This is a genomic window from Kitasatospora sp. NBC_00374, from assembly GCF_041434935.1.
In the GTDB taxonomy this organism is placed as follows: Bacteria; Actinomycetota; Actinomycetes; order Streptomycetales; family Streptomycetaceae; genus Kitasatospora.
Genome location: NZ_CP107964.1, coordinates 2,022,499 through 2,039,895 on the forward strand (window position 1 = coordinate 2,022,499; position 17,397 = coordinate 2,039,895).

The 17,397-nt window shown below is 71.9% G+C and carries 13 protein-coding genes and 1 riboswitch; of the genes, 5 read left to right on the plus strand and 8 right to left on the minus strand.

Translation table 11 applies throughout. The annotated features are described in order from the left end of the window. Positions 1 to 137 precede the first annotated feature (137 nt). A riboswitch (cyclic di-AMP (ydaO/yuaA leader) is annotated at positions 138 to 299 on the plus strand. A gap of 5 nt (positions 300 to 304) precedes the next feature. Together OG871_RS08975 and OG871_RS08980 are read left to right on the plus strand one after the other, a co-directional pair. Beyond that, the gene (locus OG871_RS08975) at positions 305 to 1,468 is read left to right on the plus strand and encodes a transglycosylase family protein (RefSeq protein ID WP_371495727.1); all 1,164 of its coding nucleotides are present in this window, start codon (positions 305 to 307) and stop codon (positions 1,466 to 1,468) included. A gap of 95 nt (positions 1,469 to 1,563) precedes the next feature. Continuing rightward, positions 1,564 to 1,764 carry a hypothetical protein gene (locus OG871_RS08980; RefSeq protein WP_371495729.1) on the plus strand — a complete coding sequence of 67 codons (201 nt, stop codon included), beginning with the start codon at positions 1,564 to 1,566 and terminating at the stop codon, positions 1,762 to 1,764. Positions 1,765 to 1,854: 90 nt separating this feature from the next. On the opposite strand, the gene OG871_RS08985 is transcribed toward OG871_RS08980, so the two are convergent. From OG871_RS08985 to OG871_RS09005, 5 genes are all read right to left on the minus strand, one after another. Further along, positions 1,855 to 2,880: a LacI family DNA-binding transcriptional regulator gene (locus tag OG871_RS08985; protein WP_371495731.1), complete on the minus strand. Its 1,026-nt coding sequence runs from the start codon at positions 2,878 to 2,880 to the stop codon at positions 1,855 to 1,857. Positions 2,881 to 2,905: 25 nt separating this feature from the next. Then, on the minus strand, positions 2,906 to 4,609 hold the full coding sequence (locus OG871_RS08990; protein WP_371495733.1) for a glycoside hydrolase family 13 protein: 1,704 nt from the start codon (positions 4,607 to 4,609) through the stop codon (positions 2,906 to 2,908). Between the two features lie 101 nt (positions 4,610 to 4,710). Further along, a complete protein-coding gene (locus tag OG871_RS08995; RefSeq protein ID WP_371495734.1) occupies positions 4,711 to 5,664 on the minus strand; it encodes a sugar ABC transporter permease in 954 nt (317 codons plus the stop codon). Beyond that, positions 5,661 to 6,662 (minus strand): carbohydrate ABC transporter permease, encoded by a 1,002-nt coding sequence (locus OG871_RS09000; RefSeq protein ID WP_371495735.1) that lies wholly within the window; start codon positions 6,660 to 6,662, stop codon positions 5,661 to 5,663. Before OG871_RS09000 ends, OG871_RS08995 begins: the two co-directional genes overlap by 4 nt. Before the next feature lie 105 nt (positions 6,663 to 6,767). After that, a complete protein-coding gene (locus OG871_RS09005) occupies positions 6,768 to 8,048 on the minus strand; it encodes an extracellular solute-binding protein (RefSeq protein WP_371495736.1) in 1,281 nt (426 codons plus the stop codon). 371 nt (positions 8,049 to 8,419) lie between these two features. Between OG871_RS09005 and OG871_RS09010 the strand changes: the two genes are divergently transcribed. Next, on the plus strand, positions 8,420 to 9,616 hold the full coding sequence (locus tag OG871_RS09010; RefSeq protein WP_371495738.1) for a globin domain-containing protein: 1,197 nt from the start codon (positions 8,420 to 8,422) through the stop codon (positions 9,614 to 9,616). A gap of 7 nt (positions 9,617 to 9,623) precedes the next feature. Here OG871_RS09010 and OG871_RS09015 read toward each other — a convergent pair whose 3' ends face one another. The 3 genes from OG871_RS09015 to OG871_RS09025 form a co-directional block, all read right to left on the minus strand. After that, complete coding sequence (locus tag OG871_RS09015) at positions 9,624 to 10,268, minus strand: helix-turn-helix transcriptional regulator (protein ID WP_371495740.1); 645 nt, start codon at positions 10,266 to 10,268, stop codon at positions 9,624 to 9,626. Positions 10,269 to 10,307: 39 nt separating this feature from the next. After that, the gene (locus tag OG871_RS09020) at positions 10,308 to 11,369 is read right to left on the minus strand and encodes an aldose epimerase family protein (protein WP_371495742.1); all 1,062 of its coding nucleotides are present in this window, start codon (positions 11,367 to 11,369) and stop codon (positions 10,308 to 10,310) included. 159 nt (positions 11,370 to 11,528) lie between these two features. After that, complete coding sequence (locus OG871_RS09025; protein ID WP_371503248.1) at positions 11,529 to 14,339, minus strand: AAA family ATPase; 2,811 nt, start codon at positions 14,337 to 14,339, stop codon at positions 11,529 to 11,531. A gap of 409 nt (positions 14,340 to 14,748) precedes the next feature. Between OG871_RS09025 and OG871_RS09030 the strand changes: the two genes are divergently transcribed. Together OG871_RS09030 and OG871_RS09035 are read left to right on the plus strand one after the other, a co-directional pair. Beyond that, the gene (locus tag OG871_RS09030) at positions 14,749 to 15,699 is read left to right on the plus strand and encodes a hypothetical protein (RefSeq protein WP_371495744.1); all 951 of its coding nucleotides are present in this window, start codon (positions 14,749 to 14,751) and stop codon (positions 15,697 to 15,699) included. 173 nt (positions 15,700 to 15,872) lie between these two features. Further along, the gene (locus tag OG871_RS09035) at positions 15,873 to 17,396 is read left to right on the plus strand and encodes an aldehyde dehydrogenase family protein (protein ID WP_371495745.1); all 1,524 of its coding nucleotides are present in this window, start codon (positions 15,873 to 15,875) and stop codon (positions 17,394 to 17,396) included. Position 17,397: the final 1 nt, after the last annotated feature.

Consider the following 17,397-nt stretch of genomic DNA (forward strand, 5'->3'; position numbering starts at 1 on the left):
GGACGATGCGAACGATGTGACGACGCTCACACATATTTGCGGTTTCAACTTATGTCTGCCTAATGTCCTCCCACGTTCGTGGTCACACGGACCCAGCCACCCGGGACGCCGAGTCCTGCCGCCGGGTGCGCTGGCACTGCAGAAACGCACCACGGGCAGGAGCGGGGGAACCAGGTAAGTCGCCCGGGAGCGGTATTTCGGTACCGGTCCGGGGCTTGGGGTGAAGCCGTGCTCAGCGCGGCCGGGCAACTCCAGCCCGAATCCGACAGCTCACCTCGTAGGCGTGGGAGAGGAACGCACCTTCATGCTGCCCATCAGCGCCTCCAAGCGTGCCCGCCGCATCATCGCCACCACCGGTGTCGTCGGCATCGGTCTCACCATCCCGTGCCTGACCGCCGGATCCGCCTCCGCCGCCTCGGTGGCCACCTGGGACAAGGTCGCCCAGTGCGAGTCGTCCGGCAACTGGAGCATCAACACCGGCAACGGGTTCTACGGTGGCCTCCAGTTCACCTCCAGCACCTGGGCCGCCTTCGGTGGCACCGCGTACGCCCCGCAGGCCAACCAGGCCACCAAGGACCAGCAGATCGCCGTCGCCGAGAAGGTGCTGGCCTCCCAGGGCCCCGGCGCCTGGCCGGTCTGCTCCGTCCAGGCCGGCCTGACCAAGGGTGGCGAGGCCCCGCAGATCGACACCGGCGCCGCGGCCACCACCACCCAGGCCGCCCCGAAGCCGGCTGCCGCGAAGCCGGCCGCGCCCCAGGCCGCCGCGCCGAAGGCCGGGAGCACCACGCCCGCCGAGGGCACCCACCAGTGGTCCGGCAAGAAGTGGAACGGCTCCAAGGAGCACGGCAGCCACGACTACACCGTGGTGGCCGGCGACTGGCTGTCCCACATCGCCGAGAAGAACCACGTCCAGGGCGGCTGGGAGAAGCTCTACGAGCTGAACAAGGCCACCCTGACGGCCGGCCCGCACGTCATCTACCCGGGTCAGCACCTCGACCTCGGTGACGGCGTCCAGACCGCCGCCCCGGCCGCCGCCGAGGCGCCCGCCGCTCCGGCCGCACCGGCCGCGAGCACCGCCGCCAAGCCCGCCGCCGCCACCCAGGCGACCGGCTCCAAGGCCGCGGCGATCAACTTCGCGCTGTCCAAGGTCGGCCAGGCCTACGTCTACGGCGGCAGCAGCGACGGTGGCTGGGACTGCTCCGGCCTCACCCAGGCGGCCTACCGCCAGGCCGGCGTCTCGCTGCCCCGCGTCGCCGCGGACCAGGCGGACACCTCCACCCGCGTCTCGCTGGACAGCCTCCAGCCCGGCGACCTGCTGTTCTGGTCCAACAACGGCAGCAACTCGGGCGTCTACCACGTCGCGCTGTACGTCGGCAACGGCACCTACGTCGAGGCCGCCAACCCGAGCGCCGGTGTGCGGACCGAGACCATCGCCAACTGGGCCCCGGACTTCGCCGGCCGGATCTGACACCTGATCGGCGGCCCCGTCCCCCGGAGACCCTGGTCGGCTCCGGGGGTCCGGGCCTATGCTGCGGCGAGCCCACCGACCCGGGAGAGCACGCCATGGCGAAGGTCACCATCACCCTCGACGCCGATCTGGCCATCGAGGTGATGCTGCAGTCCGGTACCAGGAGCCCGCAGGACGCGGTCGAGTTGGTCGTTCGGGACTACCTCGACCGCACCCGGCGCACCGAGGCGCGGACCGGCGACGCGGCCGACGGGCAGCGACTGAACCAGCCACGGCCGGTCGTCGAGGAGGGCTGAGCTCCCTCCACCCCCGAGAACGTGCGCAACAGCCCCGGAGAGACTCTCTCCGGGGCTGTTCGCACGGGCAGGGGGGCACAAGGGGCCGGGCTACCGCCCGTTGGCCACCGCTCCGGTGGAGCCGCGCATCACCAGCTCGGGCTGGAACATGTACTCGGCGCGCTGTCCGAGGTTCCCCCCGACCTCCTCCAGCAGGGCGTCCACGGCGGCCGTGGCCATCGCCTCGACCGGCTGGCGGATGGTGGTCAGCGGGGGCTCGGTGAAGGCGATCAGCGGCGAGTCGTCGAAGCCGACCACCGAGACGTCGTGCGGCACCGACAGGCCGCGCCGGCGCACCGCCCGGATCGCGCCCAGGGCCATCATGTCGCTGCCGCAGACGATCGCGGTGCAGCCCTTGTCCAGCAGGGCGCCCGCGGCCGCGTCACCGCCTTCCACGCTGAACAGGGTGGGCTGGATCAGCTCCTGGACCTGCTCGGCGGTGCGTCCCAGCAGTTCCTGGACGGCCGCGGTGAAGCCCTCGATCTTGCGCAGCACCGGGACGTACCGGCGCTGGCCGACCGCCAGGCCGATCCGCTCGTGGCCGAGCTCGACCAGGTGCTGGACGGCCATCCACATCGCGGTGCGGTCGTCCGGCGAGATGAACGGCGCGGAGATCTTCTCGCTGTAGCCGTTGATCAGCACGAACGGGACCTGGCGCCCGGTCAGCCTGGCGTACCGGTCGTGGTCGGCCGTGGTGTCGGCGTGCAGGCCGGAGACGAACACGATGCCCGCCACCCCCCGCTCGACCAGCATCTCGACCAGTTCGTCCTCGGTGGACCCGCCCGGCAACTGGGTGCAGAGCACCGGCGTGAAGCCGTGCCGGCTCAGCACCTGCTCGATCACCTGGGCCAGCGCGGGGAAGATCGGGTTGCTGAGCTCCGGGGTGATCAGTCCGATCAGGCCGGCGCTGCGGGTGCGCAGGCGGGTCGGCCGTTCGTAGCCGAGCACGTCGAGCGCGGCCAGCACGGTCTGTCGAGTGGCCGCCGAGACGCCCGGCTTGCCGTTGAGCACCCGGCTGACGGTCGCCTCGCTGACCCCTGCCTGTGCCGCAATGTCTGAGAGTCGCGCCGTAGTCACGATCCCAGAGCCTATTGCAACCACGTCAGACCGCCCACCAAATGGCGCAGTCCGTCGGCAGGACGCTCTCCCCGTCCACCACGGTCACCTCGGCCGAAGCCAGCAGGAGCCGGCCGGGCGCGGGCAGCCGGACCGGCTCGGCGGTGGCGTTGACGGTGCAGACGAAGGAGCCCTCGGCGCTGTCCCGGCGGAAGGCCAGCACGCCCTCGGGGGCGTCCAGCCAGGTGACCTCGGTGCCGGCGCCGAGCGCGGGGTGCTCCCGGCGGACGGCCAGCGCCGAGCGGTACAGCTCCAGGGTGGAGGTCGGGTCGCCGGTCTGGACCTCGACGCTCAGCTCGGCCCAGGACGCCGGCTGCGGCAGCCAGCTCGGGCCGCCGGCGGTCGGGCCGAAGCCGTACGGCGCCTCGGTCCCGGACCACGGGATCGGGACGCGGCAGCCGTCGCGGAAGCCGTCCTGGCCGGCCTGGCGGAAGAACGACGGGTCCTGGCGGACCTCGTCGGGCAGGTCGGTGACGTCGGGCAGGCCCAGCTCCTCACCCTGGTAGACGTAGGCCGAACCGGGCAGGGCGAGCATCAGCAGGGTGGCGGCGCGGGCGCGGCGCAGGCCGAGCTCACGGTCGCCGGCGGTACGGATCTGGGTGCCGCCGGGCGGGTTGGCGAAGCGGGTGGCGTGCCGGGTGACGTCGTGGTTGGAGAGCACCCAGGTCGCGGGCGCGTCCACCGGGCGCATCGCGTCCAACGACACGTCGATCACCTCGCGCAGCGCGGCGGCGTCCCAGTGGGTGCCCAGGTACTGGAAGTTGAAGGCCTGGTGCAGCTCGTCCGGGCGGACGTAGTTGGCGGTGCGCTGGACGGTCGGGGTCCAGGCCTCGGCGACGCCGATCCGCTGGCCGGGGTACTCGTCGAGGATCTTGCGCCAGCTGCGGTAGATCTCGTGCACGCCGTCCTGGTCGAAGAACGGCATCACGTCGCTGCCGAGCAGCTTGAGCTGGTCGTGCGAGCCGAGGTCGGGCAGGCCGGGGGCCTTGACCATGCCGTGCGCGACGTCGATCCGGAAGCCGTCCACGCCCATGTCCAGCCAGAACCGCAGGATCGAGCGGAACTCGTCGGCGACGGCCGGGCTGTCCCAGTTGAAGTCGGGCTGCTCGGGGGCGAACAGGTGCAGGTACCAGTCGCCGGGGGTGCCGTCCGGGTCGACGGTGCGGGTCCAGGCCGGACCGCCGAAGATGGACTCCCAGTCGTTGGGCGGCAGTTCGCCCTCGGCGCCCTTGCCCGGGCGGAAGTGGTAGCGCTCGCGCAGCGGGGAGGAGGGGCCCTCGCGCAGGGCGCGCTGGAACCACTCGTGCTGGTCGGAGGAGTGGTTGGGGACCAGGTCCACGATGATCCGCAGGCCCAGCCGGTGGGCGTCGCGGATCAGGCCGTCGGCGTCCAGCAGGGTGCCGAACATCGGGTCCACCGCGCGGTAGTCGGCCACGTCGTAGCCGGCGTCGGCCTGCGGCGAGGCGTAGAAGGGGGACAGCCAGACGGCGTCCACGCCGAGGTCGCGCAGGTACGGCAGGCGGCTGCGGATGCCCGGCAGGTCGCCCATGCCGTCGCCGTTGCCGTCGGCGAAACTGCGCGGATACACCTGGTAGATGACCGCGTCCCGCCACCAGCCTCTGGAGGCACCGGCGTTCGCAGCGATCGGAGCGGCGGCGGGCCGGGAGGTGTCGGCCAGGTTCTGGGTCATGGACTGTCATCCCTCACAGGACGTAGGTAGCGTCCCGGCCGTCCGTGCGGGCGGCCGGTACGCGGCAGCAGGCGTGATGTGGTGCGCGTGCCCGACGGTGGTCAGGACTTGGCGGCACCGGCGGTGAGGCCGGTGACCAGGTGGCGCTGGACGAGGTAGAAGACCAGGGCCGCGGGCAGTGCGATGAGCACGGCGGCGGCGGCCATCAGGTTCCACTGGTGGTCGTGCTCGCTGACGAAGGTCTGCAGACCGACGGCGAGGGTGTACTTGCCGGAGCTGAGCATGAACGTCGAGGCGAAGGCGACCTCGGCCCAGGCGGTGAGGAAGGAGTAGAAGGCCGCCACCGCCAGGCCCGGGCGGGCCAGCGGCATGATCAGCCGCCAGAAGGTGCCGAACGGCGAGAGCCCGTCGACCCGGCCCGCCTCGTCGATCTCCACCGGGATGGTGTCGAAGTAGCCCTTCAGCAGCCAGGCGCAGTACGGCACGGTGGTGCCCGAGTAGACCAGGATCAGGCCGAGGTAGCTGTCCAGCAGCTGGAGGCTGGCAAGGATCGTGTACATCGGGACGATCAGCACGGCGATCGGGAACATCTGGGTCAGCAGCAGGGTCCACATCAGCTGGCGGTGGCCCGGGAAGCGCATCCGGGAGACCGCGTAGCCGGTGCTCGCCGCGACCAGGACGCCGACCACGGTGGTGCCGCCGGCCACGATCACCGAGTTGCCGAACCAGCTGAAGAAGTCGGTGTCGCCCAGCACCTTGCTGTAGTTCGCCAGGCTGGCCTTGCCGAAGATGTCGCCGGGGTGCAGGTAGTCCATCTCGCCGGGCCCGAGCGAGACGAAGCCGATGTAGACCACCGGGAAGAGCGCGATCAGGCTGGCCAGGACCAGCGCGCCGTGCAGCAGCGCGGTGCCGAGCGGGCCGCGCTCGCCGCGGGGGCGGACCCGGGCCGGGCGGGCGGCGGCGGGGGCCGCGGCGGTGGGGCGTTCGGTGGTGACGGTCATCGGGGTACCTGCCTCGTGGTGGTCGCCGGCCTGCGGTGCGGTAGCGGTCGTCATCCGTTCGCCTGCTCGGTGCGGGCCAGCCAGCGGCGGTAGAAGCTGGTGAAGACGATCAGGATGGACAGCAGCAGGACGCCGTAGGTGGCGGACTGCGCGTAGTCGCGCGGCATCTGGCCGAAGCCCAGGCGGTAGGCCCAGGTGACCAGGATCTGGGCGTCCGGGGCGCCGGCGCCGAACAGCAGGAAGATGACCGCGAACTGGTTGAAGGTCCAGATCACACCGAGCAGGACGACGGTGCTGCTGACGTTGCGCAGGCCGGGCAGGGTCACGTACCGGAACTGCTGCCAGGCCGAGGCGCCGTCCATCTCGGCGGCCTCGTAGAGCTCGCCGGGGATCGACTGCAGACCGCCGAGCAGCGAGATCATCATGAACGGCACGCCGACCCAGGTGTTGACGATGATCGCGGCGGCCTTCTGGGCCAGCGGCTCGGAGAGCCAGGCGGGCTCCGGCAGGCCGAGGGTGCCGAGGATGCCGTTGATGGCGCCGCCGTCGGCGAGCATCAGACGCCAGGAGAAGACCGTGACGAAGGTCGGGACGGCCCAGGGCAGGATCAGCAGCATGCGGTAGACGCCGCGGCCGCGCAGCTTCTGGTTGAGCAGCAGGGCGAGGCCGAGGCCGATCGAGTAGTGCAGGCAGACGCAGATGGCCGTCCAGGCGACGGTCCACACGAAGTGCGACCAGAACCGCTCGTACGAGCCCGGTCCCCAGAGCACGTCGGCGTAGTTGTCGAAGCCCACGAACCGGAAGCTGTCCGGGATGTGGTTGACCCCGATCTGGCGGCCCACGTTCAGGCTGTTGGCGTCGGTGAGCGTGTAGTACACGCCCTGGACCAGCGGATAGCCGACCAGGACACCGAGCACGATCACGACCGGCGCGATCATCGCGTAGGCGTACCAGTACTTGCTGTACGAGATCCGGAGGCGCTGCACGAAGCCGGGGCGCGGCTCGCGCCCGCGGCTGCCCTTGCCGGTAGCGCCCTGCACGGCGACTGCCATTGTTGACACCTTTTCGAGAGGTCCGCCGCCTCGCTTCGGCGACTGCTGCTGTTCGTGCGGGAGGCCGCCCGGCCTGCGGTGTCGCAGGCCGGGCGGCCGGGGGGACTACTTGGTGAAGTCCGGCAGGAGCTTCGCGTAGTCGACGGCGGTGGAGTCCAGGCCGGCCTTGGTGTCCGACTGGCCCTGGACGATCTTGCCGAGGTTGGTGCCGACCGGGCCGAACAGCGAGCTGTACTCGGGCAGCTCGGGGCGCGGCTGGGCGGAGCTGAGGACCGCCTGGAAGCCGGCGATGCCCGCGTTGGCCTTGACCTCGGCGGTGTACGCGTCGGCGCGGGTCGGCAGGGTGGAGTTCTTCAGCGCGAGGAAGGTCTGGCTCTCGGCGGAGGTCAGGAAGCCCGCGAGCTTCTCGGCCGCGGCCTTGTGCGCGGCGTCGGAGCCGGCGTAGACCGAGACGTTGTGACCGCCGGTGGGGGCGCCCGCCTTGCCGGTGGAGCCGGCCGGGACGGGGGCGACGCCGAGGTTGGCCTTGTCGGCGAAGGCGCTGCCCTTGTAGACGTTGGTGATCTCCCAGGGACCCTGGATGACCATCGCGACCTTGCCGCTGTTGAAGGCGTCCATCATGTGGGCGTACGAGTCGGTGGTGACGTCCGCCTTGACAGTGCCAGGGGCGGTGAAGAGCGACTTGTAGGTCTCGATCGCCTTGACGGCCTCGGGCGAGTTGACGGTGATCTTCTTGCCCTTGGCGTCCACCATGTCGGTGCCCTCGCCGAACAGGAACGGCATCGCGTAGTAGCCGTCGCCGGCCCGCATGAAGAAGCCGTCCACGCCGGCCTTGTCCTTGAGCAGCGCGGCGTCGGCCTTCAGCTCGTCCCAGGTGGCGGGGGCCTTGGTGATGCCGGCCTTCTCGAACAGCGACTTGTTGTAGAGCAGACCGAGGGTGTCGGTGACCAGCGGGGCGCCGTAGGTCTTGCCGCCGAACTTGGCCTGCTGGATCAGGCTGGGCTGGAAGGCGGCGGCGTCGGCCAGCGCGGGGGTGCCGTCCAGCGGCTCCAGGAAGCCGGCCTTGGCGAACGCGGGGGTCCAGCCGACCTCGGCACGGAAGGCGTCCGGCGCGCCCTTGGCGCCCATCGCGGTCTGGAGCTTGTTCTGGGCCTGGTCGAACGGGACGTTCTCGAAGTTGACCTTGATGTTCGGGTTGGCGGCCTCGAACTTCTTGACCAGCTCCTGGTAGTTCGGAGCCTCGTTGGTGGCGTTGGAGGTGTCCCAGTAGGTGATGGTGACCGGTCCGGAGGACTTGCCGTCCGCACTGGTGCCGCTGCTGCCACAGGCTGCAAGCGTTACCGCAAGGGCCGCAACGAGAGCGGAGGCCGCGATGCCACGCCGCATGAGAACTCCTAAAAGGTGGGGGTGCCCGAGAGGGAGGAGGACCGCGCATAATGGCTGTCCCAGCCGACTGCGCCGTTGCGGCCGTCGGGCTTGGGCAGGAACGTAACAGCGATGCAATCGCATCGGAAAGCCCTTGCAGCAAGTTTCTGCAAGATCCGGCGATCGTTACAGCCGCGTGTCCTCCGCGTTGCCGCAAGGTAGCCACCTTCAGGCCATTTTCGTCCGGTTTCAGCCACCCCCAGCCCTTGCGCGCCTTGCGGCAAGGACGTCAACGGACACCCCTTTCCCATTTAAAAGGATAGCCATCCTCTATATTGAGGGTGCGGCAACCGCCGCAGGACCACCCAGCCCAGCCATGCCCTGGAGGACCCGTGCTCTCCCGCGAGTCGACCGCGACCGTCCGCGCCACGCTGCCCGCCGTCGGAGCCGCGATCGGAGAGATCACCAAGCTCTTCTACGCCCGGATGTTCGCCGACCACCCCGCGCTCGAACGCGACCTGTTCAACCGCGGCAACCAGGCCGGCGGCGCCCAGCAGCAGGCCCTGGCCGGCGCCATCGCCGGGTACGCCACGCTGCTGGTCCAGCAGCCGCAGGAGGGCTCCGCCGGCCCGCTGCTGGCCCGGATCGCGCACAAGCACGCCTCGCTCGGCATCACCCGTGAGCAGTACGAGACCGTCCACACCTACCTGTTCGCCGCGATCGTCGAGGTGCTCGGCGAGGCCGTGACCCCCGAGGTCGCGGCGGCCTGGGACGAGGTCTACTGGCTGATGGCCGGCGAGCTGATCGCCCTGGAGGCCCGCCTCTACCGCGAGGCCGGCGTCGAGGAGGGCCGGGTCTGGCAGGAGATGGCCGTGCTCTCCCGCCGCGAGGAGTCCCGCGACGCGGTGTCCTTCACGCTCCGCCCCGCCGACGGCTCCGCCGCACCCGCCTTCCGCCCCGGCCAGTACGTCAGCGTGGCCGTCCACCTCCCGGACGGTGCCCGGCAGATACGCCAGTACAGCCTGTCCGCGGCCCCCGGCCAGGCGCAGTGGCGGATCACCGTGAAGCGGGTGCGCGGCGGACAGGGCCCCGACGGCGAGGTCTCCAACCACCTGCACGAGCACCTGCGGGCCGGCGACCGCCTCACCGTCTCCCGCCCGTTCGGCGACCTCACCCTGGAGGAGGGCGAGGGCCCGCTGCTGCTCGCCTCCGCCGGCATCGGCTGCACGCCGATCACCGGGATGCTGGAACACCTCGCCCGGACCGGGTCGACCCGCCGGGTGGTCGCCGTGCACGCCGACCGCTCCCCCGCCGACCACGCCCACGCCGAGCAGCTCGCGGACCTGGTCGGCACCCTCCCCGAGGCGGAGCTGCACCGCTGGTACGAGCAGCCGGCCGGCGCCTCCGGCGCCCGGACCGGCCTGGCCGACCTCGCCCAGGTCGAGCTGCCCGCGGGCCTCACCGCGTACCTGTGCGGCCCGCTGCCGTTCATGCGCACCGCCCGGACCGAGCTGCTGCGCCGCGGTGTGCCGGCCGCCTCGATCCGCTACGAGGTGTTCGGGCCCGACCTGTGGCTGGCGTCCGTCTGAGCGGAGCTCAGTCCTCCCGCACGACCAGCGAGACGGTGCAGACCCGCGGCCCGGCGAACGGGTGCAGGCGGAGCGCGCCGGGCACCCCGGCCCGCTCCGCCAGCGCGTCCAGCAGACCCTGGTGGACGGCGCAGACCACCTCCGGGTGACGCTCCGCGTTGCGCAGGAACGGACAGCCGTGCAGCGCCACCTCGGTGCCGTCGGCCCGCAGCTCCGGCTCGAAGCCCCAGCGCTCCGCCTCCGCCATCACCCGGGCCACCAGGGGCACCTCGTCCTGCGGCCGGGCCGCCGCGCCCCACTCACGGCCGGCCCGCTCGGCCCGCTCGGCCCGGGCGCCGGGGTCCGTGCCGTAACCCAGCGCGAGCACCTCGACCAGCTCCTGGTAGGCCGCCAGCTGCTCCCGGGCCGGCACCGCCGTGTACAGCAGCCGGGGCCTGCCCGGGCCGGCCGTCGCCTCGTCCCGGTGCACCCGGACCAGCCCGGCCTCCACCAGGGCGGTCAGGTGGTGGCGCACGGTGGTGACGTGCTGGCCCGTCAGCTCGGCGAGGCGCCGGCTGTCCAGTGGCTCGGCCGCCTCGGTCAGCGCCGCCAGCAACACCCGCCGCGCGGGGGCCGCGAGCGCTCTGTGCACACCGGGGTCGGAACTCTCCACCCCGCCAATATACGGCGCGCTCCGGCCCGACCGGGCAGCTCAGGCGGTACCGAGGCGCAGCACGGTGGTGGAACGGAACTCCTCGCCGGGCCGCAGCTCGGTCGAGGGGTAGGACGGCTGGTGCGGGGAGTCCGGGTGGTGCTGGGTCTCCAGGGCGATGCCCGCGTACCGGCGGTAGGGGGTGCCGCCGGCGCCGGTGACCGCGCCCTCGAAGTGGTTGGCCGTGTAGATCTGGATGCCGGGCTCGGTGGTGAGCACCTCGAGGGTGCGGCCGCTGCCTGGGTCCTCCAGCAGCGCGGCCCGGGCCGGGGTGCCGTCGGCGGGGCGCTCGCGCAGCACCCAGTTGTGGTCGTAGCCGCGCGAGCCGCGCAGCTGCGGGTGGTCGTCGTCGATCCCCTTGCCGACCGGGCGTGCGGCGGTGAAGTCGAACGGGGTGCCGGCCACCGGCTCGTACGGGCCGAAGGGGATCTGCCGGTCGTCGACCGGGGTGTAGGAGTCGGCGTCCAGGGTCAGCAGGTGGCCGAGGATGTCGCCGCTGCCCTCGCCGGCGAGGTTGACGTAGGCGTGGTTGGTCAGGTTGACCACGGTGGGGCGGGTGGTGACGGCGTGGTACCCGATGGTCAGCCGGTCCGCGGTGAGGGTGTAGGAGACGGTGACGTCCAGGCTGCCGGGGAAGCCCTGGTCGCCGCCGGGGCTGTGCAGGTGCAGGCGGACACCGTCGGGGATCTGTTCGGCCTCCCACATCCGGTTGGCGAAGCCGTCCGGGCCGCCGTGCAGGGTGACGCCGTGGCCGGTCGGGAGCAGCGGGTGCTCCACGCCGTCGAGGGTGATCCGGCTGCCGGCGATCCGGTTGGCGTACCGGCCGACGGTGGCGCCGAAGTGCCGCGCGGGGCCGAGCACGGCGTCCAGCTCGTCGGTGCTGAGCAGGATCTGGGCCGGGGTGCCGGAGCGGTCGGGGGCGGTGAGGGTGTGCAGGGTGGCGCCGAGGTTGAGCACGCTCGCCTGCAGTGGGCCGCAGCTCAGGGTCCAACGCTCGATGGCCGCGCCCGCCCCGCTGGGTTCGAAGGGCTCGTGTCGTACCTCGGTGGCCTGCGCCGCCATGACCTGCTCCTCACCGGTCACCGGGCCGAGCGGCTGCGGCGACCACGCCTGGGTCCTGTCCGCAGCCTAGGCCGTGCGTGACCGTTCGTGGCGGATCAGCGCGCGAGGCCGGTCCGGCCGGAGCGGTGCGGCTCCGGCCGGACCGCCCCGGCCGCGGGATCAGTCGCTCTCGCCCGGCTCCTGGTCGGGCAGGCCGAGGGCGGCCGCCAGGCCGTCGGGGCCGGCCCCGGCCTTGCGGTGGACGGCGGCGAGGCGGCGGTGCACCAGGCTGAGCTGGATGTTCAGCTGCTCGGCGATGCGCTGCGGCGGCACGCCCTGGACGGCGAGCTGGGCGACGTCCCACTCGGGCTGGCTGAGCGCGTCCTTGCTGAGGGTGCGCAGCCGGTTGGGCCGCAGGCCGGAGACGGCGAGTTCGGTACGGGCCTTGGCGACCAGCCCGTCGGCGCCGCAGTGCTGGGCGAGTTCCATGCCCTGGTAGAGGTACTCGCCGGCGGCGGTCAGCCGGCCGACCCGGCGCAGGGCCGCGCCGAGGTCGACCAGGGCGTGCGCGTGGTCGTAGCCGGCCGGGGACTGACCGAGCTGGGCGACAGCCTCCTCCAGCAGTTCGACGGCGCGCCGGCCCTCGCTGATCATCGCGTTCAGTCGCAGGGCGGCGCCGATCGCCGACGCGGAGCCGAAGCTCCGGGCCCGGTCGACCGCGGCCTCGGCGTACTTGCGGGCCGCGTCCGGGTCGGTGGGGGCGAGTGCCACGGCGAGGTGGCCGGCCCACGGGGCCCAGACGGTGTTGTGCCAGCCGCGCTCGTCCAGCCTGGCGCCGACCTCGGTGAAGGCCTCGGCGGCGCCCGCGGTGTCGCCCCGGGCGAGCAGCAGCTTGCCGTACAGGGTGGGTGCGTCGGGCAGCACCATGGCGGTGGGGTGGTACGGCGGCCGGAAGTGGTAGCGCTGGGCGAGTTCCCAGGCCTCGGTGGTGCGGCCGCGGGCGAGCAGGGTGTCGGCGAGGACGCCGACGATGTCCCACTGCAGCGGGAGGCCGGGGGCGATCCGTTCGGAGATCTTCAGGCCCCGGCGCAGGAAGTCCTCCGCCTCCGGCAGGAAGCCGCGGCGGAACCTGACCAGGCCCATCAGGAAGTAGGCGAAGCCGCGGTGGGCGCCGCTCCATCCCGCGATCTCGAACTCCAGGACGGCGTCGGAGAACAGCTTCTCCGCGCGGGCGAGTTCGTCGGTGTAGGTGAGGGTGAGGCCGATCAGGGCGGGGAGTTCGAAGCCCCAGGTGGTGTTGGTCCAGCCGAGTTCGACGGGCAGGCGGCCGTTGTCGAGGGCCTCGTCGGCGAGGGCGACGGCCTCCGCGGCGGGCTTTCCGCGCAGGGTGTAGTCCCAGGCGCGCATGGCGAGGACGGCGCGCTCGGCGGCGGTGTCGCGCTCGCCGAGGGTCAGCGAGAGCTCCTTCAGCCGGCGGGAGCGGTCCGGCCCGTCCTCCTCGTCGCGCTGGAACGCGGCCCACATGAAGTGGGCGGCCTGCAGCCTGAGCCGGCCGGGCCCGGGCGGGGTGCGCAGGGCCTCGTCGTGGCAGGTCTGCGCGGCGCGGACCAGTTCGCCGGAGTGCGCCAGCACCTCGGAGAGACGGAAGGTGGCGTCGACCCGCAGCTCCGGGCCCAGGCCGTCCTCCACCTCCAGGGCGAGTTCCAGCTGGTTGACGGTGGAGGCCGGGTCGGTGAGCAGGGCGGAGCAGCCGAGCTCGTAGATCACCTCGGCGCGGTCGGCCTCGTCCGGCGGTTCGCTGAGGGCGCGTTCGAGACAGCGCTGGGCGGCCTCGGGGGCGCCGATGGCGAGGTGTTCGGCGGCGGCCTTGCGCAGCTTGCGGACGATCGTGAAGTCGCCCTCGGGGATGGTCTCCAGCAGGTGCCGGGAGGCGGCGAGCAGGGTGCCGCCGGAGTTCTCGATGGCGGCCGCGGCGATCCCGTGCATGGCCGTCTTGGTGCCCGGCGGCATGGTCAGGTAGATGGCGGTGCCGATCAGCGGGTGGACGAACTCCAGCCGTCCGTTCGGGCTGCTGGTGAGCACGCGGTGCTTGCGCAGCCGCCGCAGCGACTCGTCGGCCTGGTCCGGGCCCTGGGCGGAGATGGTGGCGGCCAGCTGCTGCTTGATGTCGGTGCCGAGCAGGGCGGCGGCCCAGGCGAACCGCAGGGTGTTCGGCCCGAGCTTCTCCAGCCAGTACTGCAGGGTCTGTCCACGGGCCGCGGCGGCCAGGTCGCGCAGCCGCGGGGCGTTCTCCTCGACCGGGTCGAGCCCCTGGTCGCGGACTTCGCGGAGCAGGATGTGGATGTCGTACGGGGTGCCCGCGGTGATCGCCCAGACCTGGCGGGCGAACGCGTCGTCGGCCTCGTCGCCGAACATGGCGCGTACCAGGTGCGTGACCGACCCGGGGTTGAGCGGGTTGAGCTCGTGTCGGCGGGCGGCGATTCCCTCGATCTGCTGGACCAGGCCGCGGGCCTCCTCCTCGAACTCGTCGCGGTAGCCGAGGACCAGCAGGACGGGGAGTTCCCGGGAGCGGACGGCGAAGGAGGCCAGCCAGGTGAGCGACTCCAGGTCGGCCCAGTGCAGGTCGTCGATGACCATGACCAGCGGCGCCCGGCGCGGGGCGAGCTGGGTGAGGACGAAGTCCAGGCCGTCCCGGACACCCTGCGGGTCGAGGGGCTCCAGCTCGCCGGAGGGCGGGAAGAGGCCGATCGCGGGGCCGACGATGCCGTACCAGTTGCCGAACACCTCCCGGCTCTCGGCCTCGGTCAGCCCGCCGAGCACCGGCAGAAGCAGCTGGCGCAGCACCCGGAAGGGCTCGTTGCGCTGGCGTTCGCCACCGCGGGCGAACAGCACGGTGCAGCCGGGCTGGAGTTTGGCCAGTCGGCGGACCTGGTGCAGCACGGAGGTCTTGCCCATGCCGGCCGGGCCGGAGTACAGCAGCAGCTCACCGATCTCGGTGCCGCCGTTGGCGAAGGCCCGGCAGAGCCGGGCGACCGCCTGCTCGGCGGTCTGGAGTTCGGACTCGCGCTCGTGGAGAGCTTCCTCGGCCCCGGGGCCGTGCTCCTAGTCCCCCTGCGCGTGCTGATCTCCGGCCACCGTTGCGCCCTCCGCCTCACAGATCCGTGGTTCCGTTCTCGACATTAGCGCTGCGCGCGCCCCGGTGGGCGGCATTCGCGCAGGCCGGAGCCACGGACAGGGTTGAGCGTGGGCGTCAGGGGCAAATGCCCTGGTACCTCTGACATCTGATGATGTGATCAGATAATCTTCGGCCCGCACAGCTGGAGATGATCTTAGCGTTTGCGGGCCACCCCGAGGCCGCGCAGTCCGTACAGCACAGACCCTCAGCAGCGCCGGGAGAACGATGTCCGACTGCACCTCACTAGAGCTTCCCTTCCCCCACAGGCGGAGCCCCCACCAGGCCAGGGCGGCAGCCCACCACCGGCTCTGGCTGGAACGCCACAGCCGGCTCGCGGCCTGTACCGGTGAGCTGACCTACGAGCACTGGGACGTGGCCGAGCTCGCTTCGATCTGCTACCCCGAATGCGGAGCGGAGGAACTCGGTCTGGCCACCGATCTGCTCGGTTTCTATTTCCTGTTCGACGACCAGTTCGACACCGAACTCGGCCAGCACCCTTCCGAAGTGGCCAGGATCTGCGATCGGCTCACCGCCGTCCTGCACGGCGGCCGACCGTCCCCCGGGTCCGCCGCCGAGCTGGCCTTCGCGGACATCTGGAGACGCAGCCGGCAGGCGATGCCGGCCCGCTGGCTGGCCCGCGCCTCCTACAACTGGGAGTGGTACTTCGCCAGCCACCCGGCCGAGTCGGCCGGCCGCGCCTTCGCCGAACTCCCGGACCGGGACGGCTACATGGTCCTGAGGCGGGGGACGGCCGCGATGGAGACCCTGTTCGACATGATCGAGCGGCTCGGCCGCTTCGAGATCCCCCAGACCGTGTTCCACCACCCGGTCCTGCGTCAACTCCGGCAGCTGGCGGCCGACATACCCTCGCTCAGCAACGACGTCCGCTCCTATCCCCTGGAGGCGCCCCGCGGCGACGTCTACAACCTGGTGATGATCGTCCAGCAGGAGCGCAGCTGCTCCGCCGAGGAGGCCTGCGCCGTGGTCCTCGGCGAGGCCCAGCTGATGATCGACCGCTTCGCCGAGCTCCGCCTGCAACTTCCGACCGCCTACCACCAGTTGGAGCTCGACCACGAGCAGCGGGGAGCCGCCCAGCGGTACGCCGACGGGATGGCGGCCTGGCTGGCCGGGTACCTGCGATGGGAGGGGCGCACCGGGCGCTACCGGGTCTCGTAACCGGCCCGGTACGCACCGTAGCGACGCCGCACACCGGGCGGTTAGGGTGCGGACCGGAGGGGCCAGGCCCCCTCCGGTCGTCTTCCAGCACCCACCCGCCCGGGCCGTCACGCGCGGCCCGGCGCGCCGCCACCCCCGGGCCGGCGGCGCCCCGTCGTTGCGAGGAGAACACCTTGACGGTCTACCAGCCCCCCGGCCGACCCGGCGCCGTGGTCGAGTTCCGCGGCCGGTACGAACACTGGATCGACGGCGAGTGGCGGGCCCCCGCCCGCGGCCAGTACTTCGAGAACCCCACCCCGGTGACCGGAGAGGTCTTCTGCGAGGTGGCCCGGGGCACCGCCGAGGACATCGAGGCCGCCCTGGACGCCGCCCACGCGGCCGCCCCCGCCTGGGGCCGCACCTCCCCCGCCGAGCGAGCCCAGGTCCTGCTGCGGCTCGCCGACCGGATGGAGCAGAACCTGGAGGCGCTGGCCGTCGCCGAGAGCTGGGACAACGGCAAGCCGGTCCGCGAGACGCTGGCGGCCGACCTGCCGCTGGCCGTCGACCACCTGCGCTACTTCGCGGGCGCGCTGCGGGCCCAGGAGGGCGCGCTGTCCCAGCTCGACGAGGACACCGTCGCCTACCACTTCCACGAGCCGCTGGGCGTGGTCGGCCAGATCATCCCCTGGAACTTCCCGATCCTGATGGCCGTCTGGAAGCTCGCCCCGGCCCTCGCGGCCGGCAACACGGTGGTGCTGAAGCCGGCCGAGCAGACCCCCGCCTCGATCATGCTGCTGATGGAGCTGACGGCGGACCTGCTGCCGCCGGGTGTGGTCAACGTGGTCAACGGCTTCGGGGTGGAGGCCGGCAAGCCGCTCGCCTCCAGCCCCCGGATCCGCAAGATCGCTTTCACCGGCGAGACCACCACCGGCCGGCTGATCATGCAGTACGCCAGCGCCAACCTGATCCCGGTCTCGCTGGAGCTCGGCGGCAAGAGCCCCAACCTGTTCTTCGCCGACGTCGCGGCGCGGCGGGACGCCTTCTACGACAAGGCGCTGGAGGGCTTCGCGATGTTCGCCCTCAACCAGGGCGAGGTGTGCACCTGTCCGAGCCGGGCGCTGATCGAGTCGTCGATCTACGACGGCTTCCTCGGCGACGGGCTGGAGCGGGTCCGGGCGATGCGCCAGGGAAACCCGCTGGACACCGACACGATGGTCGGCGCGCAGGCGAGCAACGACCAGCTGGAGAAGATCCTCTCCTACGTCGAGATCGGCCAGGCCGAGGGCGCCAAGATCCTGATAGGCGGCGAACGGGTCGAGCTCCCCGGCGAGTTGGCCGGCGGCTACTACGTGGCACCGACGGTCTTCGAGGGCCACAACCGGATGCGGATCTTCCAGGAGGAGATCTTCGGCCCGGTGGTCGCGGTGGCTCGCTTCGACGGGTTCGAGGACGGCATCGAGACCGCCAACGACACCCTGTACGGGCTCGGCGCGGGCGTGTGGTCCCGGGACGGCTCCACCGCCTACCGGGCCGGGCGGGCGATCCAGGCCGGCCGGGTGTGGACCAACAGCTACCACCTGTACCCGGCGCACGCTGCGTTCGGCGGGTACAAGAACTCGGGCATCGGCCGGGAGACCCACAAGATGATGCTGGAGCACTACCAGCAGACCAAGAACCTGCTGGTCAGCTACTCGCCGCAGGCGATGGGCTTCTTCTAGG

Coding starts and splice junctions, on each gene's coding strand:
- OG871_RS08975 (WP_371495727.1), top strand. CDS start 305: ATGCTGCCCATCAGCGCCTCCAAGCGTGCCCGCCGCATCATCGCCACC.
- OG871_RS08980 (WP_371495729.1), top strand. CDS start 1,564: ATGGCGAAGGTCACCATCACCCTCGACGCCGATCTGGCCATCGAGGTG.
- OG871_RS08990 (WP_371495733.1), bottom strand. CDS start 4,609: ATGACCCAGAACCTGGCCGACACCTCCCGGCCCGCCGCCGCTCCGATC.
- OG871_RS08995 (WP_371495734.1), bottom strand. CDS start 5,664: ATGACGACCGCTACCGCACCGCAGGCCGGCGACCACCACGAGGCAGGT.
- OG871_RS09000 (WP_371495735.1), bottom strand. CDS start 6,662: ATGGCAGTCGCCGTGCAGGGCGCTACCGGCAAGGGCAGCCGCGGGCGC.
- OG871_RS09005 (WP_371495736.1), bottom strand. CDS start 8,048: ATGCGGCGTGGCATCGCGGCCTCCGCTCTCGTTGCGGCCCTTGCGGTA.
- OG871_RS09020 (WP_371495742.1), bottom strand. CDS start 11,369: ATGGCGGCGCAGGCCACCGAGGTACGACACGAGCCCTTCGAACCCAGC.
- OG871_RS09030 (WP_371495744.1), top strand. CDS start 14,749: ATGTCCGACTGCACCTCACTAGAGCTTCCCTTCCCCCACAGGCGGAGC.